The following is an 11,109-nucleotide window of genomic DNA, read 5'->3' on the forward strand; positions in this document are numbered from 1 at the left end:
ATCAACATGGACGACCTGCGCGAGCACAAGAAGCTCGCTCTGCGCCAAGCCGCATGACCAGCATCATGGCCGCCCCATTTTGCAGAACTTGACGCACACAACCCGGGAAATGCCGAAACCTGATCGGCGAGCGAGGTTCAGGCCGGCCGGTGAGCATCCTGCCGACTCTGCGTGGAGGCGTTCGCCGCGCCATCCAGGACATGGAGCGCACGGTGTAATTGTTCAGCCGGCGAACAATTCCTTGTAGCCAGTAGTGATCATCCAGTTCGCACGGTCGAGATGGCTACGAAGAGCCTTCCTGGCGCGCTCCGGTTCGCGTGCTGGATCGATGCCGAGGATGACGTGGGCCATCTCTTCTTCGCTCGCATCATCGGCGGAGGCGTCTAGGAGCCGCATATAAGTCGTGAAATGCGATTTATCGTAGACCGTGAGGCTGTCCGAGCAGTGCACAGGCTAAGGAAGCGTCTGACGCAGGAGCAGCTTGCCGAGATTTCCGGCTTCAGCCAGCAGTACATCAGCGGCTTAGAGAAAGGCCGAAGAAATCCGACGATCATCACGATCTATGAACTGGCATTGGCTCTCGGCGTCAGCCACACGGATCTGGTTCGGCCCGACAAACAGACCTGACCCACCCGACTTTCAAGTAATTGCTACGGGCCCGCGTGCGTGACATCGCGGAACCGCGCCGGTCTTCTTCGCAGGCCCAGCCATCTTGTCCCGTTCGGCTTCGCGCCCCTGGCCCGGGCAGCCTATCGGTGACGCCGACTCCGAATAACGGCTTCTTCAAGTCTCCCGACAATCGGCTGTTATGCGCTGGATGAAGTCGGCGTGGAAAGGGCGCCTGAGGCGCCCTTTCATCTCAGATCGGCTGTCGCACCTTTGCGTCGAGCATCAGAAGCGGTAGGTGACACCTGCGCCTATCAGCCAGGGATCAAGCTCCGCCTTCCCCGTCTGCCTCGCGCCGTCGACGGTGACCTCGAAGTCTGGCTTGAGGAACAGCTTCTTCACGTCGAAGTTAACACCCCAGTGCTGATCCACCATGTAGTCGAATCCGACCTGCAGCGCCGTGCCGAAGGTGTTCTCAACATTGAGAGCATCGGCGCTGCCGGCATCCTGGTCATAGAAGATCGTGTAGTTCACGCCGGCGCCTACATAGGGCTTGAACGCGCCGAAATCGGTAAAATGATACTGCAATGTGAGCGTGGGCGGCAGCAGCCAGACCTTGCCGATATTGCCCAGCGCGCCGATCGCTCCTTGGCCCTCGATGTTGGCGTAGGTGGTGCCGAGGATAAGCTCGGCGGCGATGTTGTCCGTGAAGAAATAGGAGATATCGAGCTCCGGCGTCAACGTGTCCGAATAGGAAAGACCAGAGCCGGGCACCGCATTGACGTGACCCGAATCCTCAGGGATGACCCCCAACCCACGCAGCCGGATCTGCCAAGGGCTTGGCGCTTCCGTGACAAAGGCTCCTGCCTTCGGGACGGTAGCAGCTTGCGCAAGGTCCGCCGCAATGGCCTGCTGTCCCATCACGATGAGGACAACGGCCGCTGTTACTCCCCGCGCGGCCCGCATTTTGTTTCTCGCCATGATATTGTCTCCTTGCTCTTCAGAAATAATGCATTGAACTACGAAAAGTCTTGCTCGAATTGCGTGATATTGGCGGAGCGCTCATGCGCAGTGTGCGTGGGACCGCGCACACACATTTGCGCCGTGCTCGCAATCATCCACCTGTACTCACTTAGAAGTAAGCGGGATAACCAGAGGGCTGCAGCTTTGCGACCATCTTACGCGCGTGGCCTGGGTGGGCGCGTTCGGCTCGCTTCGTGGTGGCGAGCAGGATCTGCGTAGGCGGCAATGGTGGTCCCGGCCCCACAGCGAGGGCGGATTTCTGGCCGTCTTGCCAGAATTGTAGAGGTACTGACCGCGCCGCATGAACACGGGAATCTTGTCGGGACGGTCGAAGATCGCTGTCAGCGCGTCTTGGTCACGATTGAACTGTGTTCCACCGAACTGCCCCAGGGTCCTGGCCTGGCTGGCGGCCCAGGCGATTGTCTGTTCTCCTTCCACATCTTCGAGCCAAAGATAGGGATCATCGTGCGGGGCATTCAGCGTTGGTTGGAAATCGAATACGGTCATGTCCGGATATCGTGAAGTATGGTGTCGACTGGAAAATAACCGCAACGTCCTGTCGGCTCGGAAAGGCCCGGTTTTCGCAGCTGCGACTGCATGTTCGGCGGGCTCGATCATGATATGATTTCTCCTCAGTCCTTGCCGCAGCGCGTTTGCGGATAGTCTTGCACGTGTCGTGCCAAACGAGAAAACCATTTCACAACAATGACATGGCTCTGACTGCCGTGTGCCTCATGTCGACTTTGTCGCAGACCCGACAACGAGTGCAGCCGTGACCGCCCTGGTAGAATCTCCTGTGCGAGCTCGTGGGCACTGCGGAATAGCAGTGAAGCTCACCGCGAACTGGCCGAGCTTCGGATCGACATCGGCGACGGGACGATTGACGACCACGACGTTGCCGGTGTCGGGCACGGCACGCCTGAGGAGCTCCGCGGCAGCGATCATCGAATGCCTGCGTTTACGAGGGCTCCCATTCCTGGCCGACCGGTAGGCGCGCAAAAAACTGCTGCCTCATCCCTCCGCCTGGATTGAGCCGCAGGGATGGAATGGTGTCGTGCCTTGGACCGGCAGAATAACCAATTCTGTTCCGGCTATCTGTACAGAGATTCATTGATGCGCTTAGGCCGGGCATCCGCCCATCCGCGACCATCTGAGCATGAGCATCGATCCTTCACCAAGAAAGAGAATTGCTTCCCATGAGAGAGGCCTCGCGGCGGACATGAGTTTGCGTCACTCTTCGTGATCGCGGCCTCCGAGGATGTCGGGATCGAGCCAGTGCAACGGCACGATAGGGCGAAGGATCTGGCAGCTCTTGCAACTGCTGAGCTCGATGGACACGGCATATCGTGATCTGTCCGACAGAGACGCAGGGTTCTGCACTGTCCGTTCATGAAGACTGTGCTGGTCCCCACAAGATAGAAGTATTCTGATGCAGAGGGTGCCCGATTAGCTATTCGGAAAACTATTTTATCCGAAGTGCAAATCGGGCGCCGCCCTGAAGCGTCCCCCCTCAATGTCGGATGTCGGACAGGATCGTAAATCCGCCAACCCGTTGTTTAATAAAGATTCCTTCTCTGGCACGGCCCATGCATGGGACTCTGCGAACGCATCAGCGAGACGTCGTCCATGATCATGCGCACCGAAAATGCCGTCGCCGTAGTGAACGTCGCCGTAGTGAACACCGCGCTCTCGCCTGCCATCAAGCCGCCGAAAGGCCGGCGCGTCATGGTCGGGCCGGCGATTGGGCCGGCTTCAAACACCTTAATGAGCCTGCAAAGCGTCTCGCGTGACGGCGACGCGGGCATCCAGACGAACGGAAAGACATACGTCGTTGCCCCACGTCGCCGGCCTGACCCCTCGATTTCACCGCGCTGGAATGCTCCGGTCTACATTCGACGACGCGAACGCGCTGGACAAATTCTCGCAAACCCGGTCGGGACCGGTGCTCCGAACGTCCGCGAGGGGGCCCAATGGCTGTGGCCGATATTCGCCGCGAACAAGCCGTCCAGTGGGAAGACTCTATAGGAGGAAGCAGTGGAGTTATCTTGCGTTGGGATCGGTGCTGGCCCGTCCAATTTGAGCCTTGCGTGTCAGCTACACGAGCAAGTTGGGCAAGTAGCGGTGTTCCTGGATCGGCAGGTCGACTTCCGCTGGCATCCAGGCAGTGCATTCGATTCCTCGGAGCTCCAGGTCAGCCACTTCAAGGACCTGGTCACTCTAGTGAATCCGCGATCAGCCTACACTTTCGTAAACTTCCTGCACGAGAAAGGGCGTCTGTATCACTTCCTGAACGCACAGTTCGATGCCGTGCTCAGAGTGGAGTTCGAACAATACCTGAACTGGGTCTTCCACAGGAACCCACTTGTGCGTGGCGGTGAGACAGTACGCGAAATCCGCTTTGACGGCGAGTTTCGGGTGCGGACGGATAAGGCGGTTCTCGGCGCCAGAGACGTCGTGGTCGGCATTGGCAAGCAGGCGCAAATTCCGCCTCAGTTCCAGGGCTGGACTGGACGCAACCTGTTCCACTCATCTGTTTTACTGCACATCCACCCTGAGGTGCGGAGAAAGCATGTCTGCGTGGTCGGCGGAGGACAATCGGGAGCCGAGGTGATGTTGCATCTTATCGGCCTGCCGAAAGAACGGCGGCCTGCCTCGATCACTTGGGTCTCGCAGCGCGAAAACTATCTGCCTCTGGACAACAGCCCGTTCACAAACGAGTTGTTCATGCCCTGCTTTTCGGATCGTTTCGCGGCCATGAGCGAGTCGCAGCGTAAGCTGCTCCTGCGGCGTTTCGTGCTTGCCTCGGACGGCATTTCAGAAAGCACGTTGCGGGCGATCTATCAGGCGCTCTACCGCCACGCATTTTTCGAGCCAAACCGATCCGACATCACACTGCGGCCGGGCTGCACCGTCTCGAACTGCATCAACGCCGGCGCGGGTCACAGGCTGACCCTGCAGCACGGCGTGGTCGAGGTCGAAGAAGTCAGGGCTGATATCGTCGTGCTGGCCACCGGTTACGAGAACGCGATCCCAGACTTCTTGGAACCTATCGCGCACCGGCTGGAGCATATCGACAATGAATTAGCTATTCGCGAGGATTTTTCGGTGAGCTGGGACGGACCGCGTGACAGGCGCATCTTCGTACAAAACGCGAGCCTCGGGCAGCGCGGCCTGGCCGATCCGAACCTAAGCCTGCTGGCCTGGCGCGCGCGCCGCATCCTCGATAGCCTTCTTGGGCGCGCGCCATGCGCGAACCCCGAGCATCCTGGCTTCATCAGCCATACGTCGATCGAGAGCTGGCCCGCCTCCGTAGCCGAAGAAATGGGCAGCGGGATATGACTCGTAAACTTCTGATCATCGGCGGTGGCATCCTGGGAATGATGTCCGCCTCCGCTGCGAAGGCCGGAGGCTTCTCCGAAGTCATCGTGACCGAACAAGTTCTTGGACCAAGCGGCGCATCGCATTATTCTGGCGGCGTGCATTTCCCCTACCGTTGTCAAGGCCGTACCAGGTCGCGCACTCGAAAGAGCGCCGTGGTCTTGGGGGCCATGGCTGGGTCGGCGGTCAGCGGATGGTGCCGGCCTTTAGCGATGCGTGTCGTGGCTGGACCGGGTGAAGCGGTTGATCCGGCCCAGTTTACCGAAGCCCTGGACCCGGCCGAGCATGACATAGGCAGTCTCGCGCCGAGCTTCACCGGACAAAATCCGTCGGAGCGGAACGCACTTAGCATCGCCGTCCCACATGCGTGGGCGTCTCCGTGGACCGCAACTAGCCACCGACTGCCCTAATTGGGGTCCGACCACTCAGTCTTTCCAACAGGAGGCTTTTCGCATGTTGACTGATACACAAAGAGACAAGTGGCAGAAAGACGGATACGTCAGGCTCGAAAGCTTCTTTGCGCCAGCGGCTCAGGAAGATATCTCTAATTTTGTCGAAGATGTGTCACGCTGGGATGTCAGCGATGATAAATGGCTCATGTGGTTCGAGAAGACGACGGACAATCGAAAGATCATATCCAAGATCGAGAATTTTCTCGACTTCCATGATCCATTGCTTCGTTTGCTCTTAGAAGATCAGCGCATAAAGTCAGCAGTCGATGATTTGCTTGGAGAAGATTCGCGCAGGCTCAAGGAGTTGCTGATTTTCCACTACCCCGACAGCGGCGGCTATCTCCCGCATCAGGACATTTATCACATTCCACACAAACTCCCCGACCGGATGGTCCATGCCGTGGTTGCCATAGGCATCGACGACTCCGACCCGGAAAACGGCGGGCTTTTCTTCAGCCCCGGCAACCACAAAAAGGGGGTCTTTCCCATGGATGCCGGTGGGGTGATCTATCCTCAAGTCGCCGAAACGTTCTCCTGGGAACCCGTAGTATGGAAGGCTGGCGACATCTTCATCTTCGACGATTACGCACCGCACTACTCACGACCGAACAAAAGCAATCGTTCTCGGCGGACACTCTACTTGGTGTTCCAGCGTGCCTCAACCGGTGGGCCGACCCGCGCTGAATATAACGTGCTTAAGCGCGCCCTTAACCCGCCCGAGGGCAAAGTGGCCGATCTCGACAATCTCAAGCCCCCAAATGGGATCTTCTATCGCGATTGAGCTCACGCAGCCAGGCGGAGGCATGCACACGAAACTGATCGACCGCTCAAAAAATGCGCGGACGGTATGGCGGTCTGATTTGCGAGCTCGCGGAGCATCGGACGCTTTGGCACGTGAATTGTGGAGGTGGTCGCAGGCGGTCTTCTGTGTGCCTACAGCCCGACTAGCGCCCCCCTTTTGGTCGCCCGCCTCCCGGCCCAGAGCTGCACTATCCTGGCCGGGCCGCCAACGGGTCGGACTGCCGTTTCTCTCCATGAAGTGCACTTGAGGCTGTTCGTTGGCAGCCGAAGGTCCGTCCCACTCTTCAACAGCTTAGGTTCGTTGTCATGCGCAAATACACGTTTTCTCGAACGGAGCTGTCGAGAGCGTTCGGTATCGACACGGCCACGCTTGGAACGGGCAGCGCTCGCACGGGGTTTTCGTTCGGAAAGGTTGGACCCGGGGTCACATCCGAGCCCCATCGGCACGACGAAATCGAGGCCTTCGTGGTCCTGTCTGGTGCGGGCAAGGTCACCACCGACCTTGGGGAAATCTCGGTCGAGGCCGGCGACGTCGTCCTGTTCCATCCTTTTGAAGCGCATGTGCTGCGCAATGACGGGAACAAAGACCTGGATTTCGTCGATGTCTACTGGCGAGACGGCGAGGCCGCCCTTGATGCCGCTGCAAAGACCACGGCTCCACGCGGGCCGACCTTCGTCTTCTCCGCGCCGCCAACGCCAAATGGCGATCTGCATCTGGGGCATCTTTCTGGCCCCTATTTCGGCGCCGACGTCTATACCCGTTTCCTGCGCATGAAAGGAGTCGAGGCGTATCACCTGACCGGAAGCGACGATTACCAGAGCTACGTCGCGACACGCGCCGCTACCGATCAATGGACGCCTGCAAACGTGGCGCGCTACTACTCCGATGAGATTCGCGCCACGCTTTCACTTCTCGATTGTGACGTCCACAGCTTCCAAGCCACAATGGGCGATGACGGTTACCGCGAATTTCAAGCTGCGTGTTTCCGAACTCTTCTGAGCAGCACGGCGGTAGATCTGCGCCAGAGCCCTGCGCTTTTCGATGCTGTGACAGGCCAATATCTTTATGAGCCGGATGTTAGAGGCCTCTGTCCCGATTGCGGCGGCTCCGCCGCCGGCAACATCTGCGAGGAATGCGGCGCCCCAAACCTTTGCCACGACCTGGGTGCAGCGCGGTCACGGCAGTCTGCCGAAGCGCCGCTGGTCGGCTCCCTCCGCCGTCCGGAACTTGCCCTGGACCGCTGCTACGACAATATCGACCGGCATCTAAGGGCATCAGGCGTTCCGCTACGCATTTTGGATCTCTTCGCGCGCCTACGCCAACGCGGCGAATTTTCAGTCCCCATTACCCACCCCTCGGACTGGGGCCTGCCGGCCGAAGGGTTCCCGGGGCAAGTGATCTGGGTCTGGCCGGAGATGGCCTTCGGTTTTCTTTACAACATCCAGGCGCTCGGCCGCTCGCTGGGTCGCGACTGGAAGGCGGAGGTGCCCGGCAGCGATTGGCAGATTGTCCATTTCTTCGGCTTCGACAATTCGTTCTTCCACGCGCTACTCTACCCCGCTCTTTACGCCGAGGTCTTCTCCCACTGGACGCCGCGCATCCACTATCACGTCAACGAGTTCTACCTGCTCGACGGCAAGAAGTTTTCAACCAGCTGCCGCCACGCGGTCTGGGGCAAGGACGTTCTGGGCCCAAAGACAGTCGACGTCGTGCGCCTCCATTTGGGCCTGACACGCCCGGAAGGGGAGCGGACGGATTTCACGCTGGACGGGCTGCGCCGCACCGAGAAGGAGGTCTTCCAAGGGATTTGGCTGAACTGGCTTGATGCGTTGGACCAGGAAATCAAGCAGGATTTTGCCGGCCGTGTACCCGATGCAGGCGACTGGAGCCCAGTCGACCGCGCCTTCTTTGCTCGAATAGAGATCTATCGCGCGGCGATGGAGCGGGCATATTCGGACGAAGGCTTCTCGGTGCGGCGCGCGGCCACTCGGGTCTGCGAATTCGTGCGGGATTGCGTGATGTACCGTCGGGCGCGAAACTATGCGGCGGCGCGACGTTTCTATCCCGCCCGCAATCGGACTTCGCTAGCTCTTCAGACAGCGGCCGCTGCGATCCTGGCACCGACACTCGCTCCGCTGATGCCCCGATTCGCCAGAACGCTGGCGCGAGGCATCGATGGCGTCTCAATCGAAACATGGCCCAGGTCCGTCCAGCGCCTTGCGCCCGGGACGCGCTTTGATCTCGGACCCGTGTTGGTGTTCTACGCCAAATCCGGCAATCCTCATCTTAATGAGGAGGAAGCACTATGAGCCCAAAGATGCATCAGTGAGCTACCCAATCTTGACTAAATGCGAGGCAATCAAAGCCGATATGCCAAATATCTTGACTCGCTGCCGCTGGCGACCGAAGCCGCTATCAAACGATAGAGACCAGATTAGCGGACCTGAACCAACGCGTCGTCGACAACCTGACCTGCGCCTTGGAGGACCGGCCGGCCGATCGCTTCCCAGCCCTTGCTGTTCGTGCCGCAAATGCTGTGTGGGCTCGACTGCGCTGACCATCCTCTTCGGCATCGGCATTTCCGTCCTCCAGCCGGCAAAGGCTGTCATGCGGTTCGACCCGCTTGGTCAAACTGGCGCCCTGGATCGTGCGCCGATCAACAATGCGAATGCCTGCCTGATGGTATCTTCGGTTCTGTCCGAGCCTGTACCGGCGGGGCCGTCGGCCGAAGAACAACTGAGCTACTGAATCGGAATATGGCAGGTCAAATTCTGCCCACGAATACCAGCGTTCACGAAGCTATGGTGCACAAGCTACCAACCATACCCGCGCAACGACAGCCCGTCGCCTGTAGATAGTCGGCGAGGGCCACTAAATCGCAAGCGTATCCTCCTACATTGCGCGCCGTCTTCGCCGACATGCAGACGCTTGTCTCGTCGAGAGGCGCTCCTCAGGATTGCGTGTTGCTCGGTTACGGAGCCGCCCCTCAGTTCCCGATCGATCCTACAATTCACATATTTGGAGATCGCTCGCTAGGTTACCCCGTCTGTGAACCCTTCAAGCCGATGTTCAGATGCCGCCCATGCAGAGATATTTCATTTCGAGGTAGTCCTCGAGGCCATGGCGGGATCCCTCCCGCCCGATCCCGGACTGTTTTATCCCACCGAACGGCGCCGCTTCCGAAGACATCCGGCCGGTATTTACCCCGACCATTCCATATTCCAAGGCCTCGGCGACACGCCAGACACGCTTCAGGTTAGAGGCATAAAAATAGGCCGCGAGGCCGTAGATCGTTTCATTGGCATCACGCACGACCTGATCCGCATCTTTGAAGCGAATAATCGGTGCGAGCGGCCCGAATGTCTCTTCGCGCGCGACGGTCATCTCGCTGGTGACACCGGTCAGGACCGTTGGTTGGAAAAACGTGCCATTCGTGCCGATGCGTTTGCCCCCGCATCGAATTGCGCCGCCTTTAGCTACGGCATCGGCAATATGGGATTCAATCTTGGCCAAAGCCTTCTTGTCGATGAGGGGTCCTATGTCCACTCCGAGCGCGAAACCGTCACCAACTTGAAGTTGGCGAGCCCGTTCAACGAATTTCTCGACGAACTCGTCGTGAACGCGCGACTGGACGTAAAGGCGGTTCGCTGAAACGCAGGTCTGGCCGGCATTGCGGTACTTCGCCTGGATCGCACCGTCAACCGCGGCATCGATATCGGCATCATCGAAGACGATGAAGGGTGCATTGCCGCCAAGCTCTAGGCTGACTTTTTTGATCTGGTCCGAGCACTGGCGCATAAGTAAGCGCCCGATCTCAGTAGACCCGGTGAAGCTGATCTTGCGGACCTTGGGATTTGTGCAAAGTTCGCGGCCGACCGCGTCACCTTCGGACGCATAGATCAGGTTGACGACGCCTTCGGGGAAGCCTGCCTGATGGGCGAGGGCGAACATTGCTCCAGCCACGAGCGGCGTCTGTTCAGCGGGCTTGAGGACAATCGTGCAGCCCGCCGCCAAGGCTGGCGAGATTTTGCGCGCCACCATCGAGGCCGGGAAATTCCATGGGGTTATCGTGCCGACCACCCCGATGGGCTGCTTGATCACCAGCATTCGGCGGTCCGTCGATGGTGCGGAGATCGTCTCGCCATAGACGCGATTTGCCTCCTCGGCGTACCATTGCAGATACGCCGCAGCATGCGATATCTCCGATTTGGCCTCGGCAAGCGGCTTGCCCATCTCCGCGGTGAGAATTGCAGCGAGATCGTCGGTGTGGTCGATGATCAACTCATGCCATCGCCATAGAACATCGCTGCGCTCACGGGCGGTAAACCCTGCCCATCCAGGCTGCGCGACATAGGCCTTATCGATTCCAGCGCATGTCTCTTCGACTCCCATGTCAGGTAGTTCTGCCAGCACTTCGCCGGTCGACGGGTTGAGGACCTCGAATGTCCGCTCGCTCATCCGCGTGCCAAGTGCCGGCAGGCGATCGATGGGTCCAAACAGGTCAGGGGATCTCAGGTGACGGATCATCGGCGGGCACAGGGGCAATCGGTTTCCTCCTCAACGCCAGGCGTATATAGCAGGTTCGGTGTGTAGTCCGGACGTCCAAGCTCCTCATAGGACCTCGGCCAGACAGCTAGCAGACCACAGTTGCCAGCTGGAAAGGGAGAATACCTGAATTCGCTAGAAGATGAGTCGCGGTTCTACTAGCCGGGCTCGACCGGCGGTTGCGCGCGGGGCGGGGCGGGCCCCCCCGCCCACCCCCCCCCAAGTGGTGGGGGGGCCCCGCCGGGGGTGGGGTGCGGGCCCCCGCGGGGGGTGGGGGGGGAAATTTTTTGTTTTGGTGGTTTG

Annotated in this window: 10 protein-coding genes; 6 read left to right on the forward strand and 4 right to left on the reverse strand. The window is 59.4% G+C overall.

The features are described from left to right. Positions 1-222: 222 nt before the first annotated feature. On the reverse strand, positions 223-450 hold the full coding sequence (locus NKH38_RS32575) for a DNA -binding domain-containing protein (protein WP_352765614.1): 228 nt from the start codon (positions 448-450) through the stop codon (positions 223-225). Between NKH38_RS32575 and NKH38_RS32580 the strand changes: the two genes are divergently transcribed. Continuing rightward, the gene (locus NKH38_RS32580) at positions 409-627 is read left to right on the forward strand and encodes a helix-turn-helix transcriptional regulator (protein WP_352765613.1); all 219 of its coding nucleotides are present in this window, start codon (positions 409-411) and stop codon (positions 625-627) included. The genes NKH38_RS32575 and NKH38_RS32580 overlap by 42 nt on opposite strands. A 264-nt stretch (positions 628-891) precedes the next feature. Here the strand turns inward: NKH38_RS32580 and NKH38_RS32585 are convergent, their stop codons facing one another. Together NKH38_RS32585 and NKH38_RS32590 are read right to left on the reverse strand one after the other, a co-directional pair. Further along, positions 892-1,587: an OmpW/AlkL family protein gene (locus NKH38_RS32585; RefSeq protein WP_023690572.1), complete on the reverse strand. Its 696-nt coding sequence runs from the start codon at positions 1,585-1,587 to the stop codon at positions 892-894. A gap of 147 nt (positions 1,588-1,734) precedes the next feature. Continuing rightward, on the reverse strand, positions 1,735-2,136 hold the full coding sequence (locus NKH38_RS32590) for a hypothetical protein (protein ID WP_352765611.1): 402 nt from the start codon (positions 2,134-2,136) through the stop codon (positions 1,735-1,737). A 1,119-nt stretch (positions 2,137-3,255) separates the two neighbouring features. Here NKH38_RS32590 and NKH38_RS32595 point away from each other — a divergent pair. The 5 genes from NKH38_RS32595 (at position 3,256) to NKH38_RS32615 (ending at position 9,009) form a co-directional block, all read left to right on the forward strand. Further along, a complete protein-coding gene (locus NKH38_RS32595) occupies positions 3,256-3,654 on the forward strand; it encodes a hypothetical protein (RefSeq protein ID WP_352765610.1) in 399 nt (132 codons plus the stop codon). A gap of 9 nt (positions 3,655-3,663) precedes the next feature. Then, on the forward strand, positions 3,664-4,968 hold the full coding sequence (locus NKH38_RS32600) for a lysine N(6)-hydroxylase/L-ornithine N(5)-oxygenase family protein (protein WP_352765608.1): 1,305 nt from the start codon (positions 3,664-3,666) through the stop codon (positions 4,966-4,968). A gap of 492 nt (positions 4,969-5,460) precedes the next feature. Beyond that, positions 5,461-6,240, forward strand: coding sequence for a phytanoyl-CoA dioxygenase family protein (locus NKH38_RS32605; protein ID WP_023690575.1), 780 nt, complete (start codon positions 5,461-5,463; stop codon positions 6,238-6,240). 326 nt (positions 6,241-6,566) lie between these two features. Then, positions 6,567-8,570, forward strand: a complete 2,004-nt coding sequence (locus tag NKH38_RS32610) for a class I tRNA ligase family protein (protein WP_352765606.1) — start codon at positions 6,567-6,569, stop codon at positions 8,568-8,570. Positions 8,571-8,799: 229 nt separating this feature from the next. Next, on the forward strand, positions 8,800-9,009 hold the full coding sequence (locus NKH38_RS32615; RefSeq protein ID WP_023690577.1) for a hypothetical protein: 210 nt from the start codon (positions 8,800-8,802) through the stop codon (positions 9,007-9,009). A gap of 321 nt (positions 9,010-9,330) precedes the next feature. Here the strand turns inward: NKH38_RS32615 and NKH38_RS32620 are convergent, their stop codons facing one another. Beyond that, positions 9,331-10,788 (reverse strand): NAD-dependent succinate-semialdehyde dehydrogenase, encoded by a 1,458-nt coding sequence (locus NKH38_RS32620; RefSeq protein WP_352765605.1) that lies wholly within the window; start codon positions 10,786-10,788, stop codon positions 9,331-9,333. Positions 10,789-11,109: the final 321 nt, after the last annotated feature.

Origin of the sequence: Mesorhizobium sp. M1078 (assembly GCF_040318615.1) — a bacterium.
Classification (GTDB): Bacteria; Pseudomonadota; Alphaproteobacteria; order Rhizobiales; family Rhizobiaceae; genus Mesorhizobium.

What these genes read in the sequence shown, in the direction of transcription:
- NKH38_RS32580 (WP_352765613.1), top strand. Translation starts at nt 409, where the DNA reads ATGCGATTTATCGTAGACCGTGAGGCTGTCCGAGCAGTGCACAGGCTA.
- NKH38_RS32585 (WP_023690572.1), bottom strand. Translation starts at nt 1,587, where the DNA reads ATGGCGAGAAACAAAATGCGGGCCGCGCGGGGAGTAACAGCGGCCGTT.
- NKH38_RS32590 (WP_352765611.1), bottom strand. Translation starts at nt 2,136, where the DNA reads ATGACCGTATTCGATTTCCAACCAACGCTGAATGCCCCGCACGATGAT.
- NKH38_RS32595 (WP_352765610.1), top strand. Translation starts at nt 3,256, where the DNA reads ATGATCATGCGCACCGAAAATGCCGTCGCCGTAGTGAACGTCGCCGTA.
- NKH38_RS32605 (WP_023690575.1), top strand. Translation starts at nt 5,461, where the DNA reads ATGTTGACTGATACACAAAGAGACAAGTGGCAGAAAGACGGATACGTC.
- NKH38_RS32610 (WP_352765606.1), top strand. Translation starts at nt 6,567, where the DNA reads ATGCGCAAATACACGTTTTCTCGAACGGAGCTGTCGAGAGCGTTCGGT.
- NKH38_RS32620 (WP_352765605.1), bottom strand. Translation starts at nt 10,788, where the DNA reads ATGATCCGTCACCTGAGATCCCCTGACCTGTTTGGACCCATCGATCGC.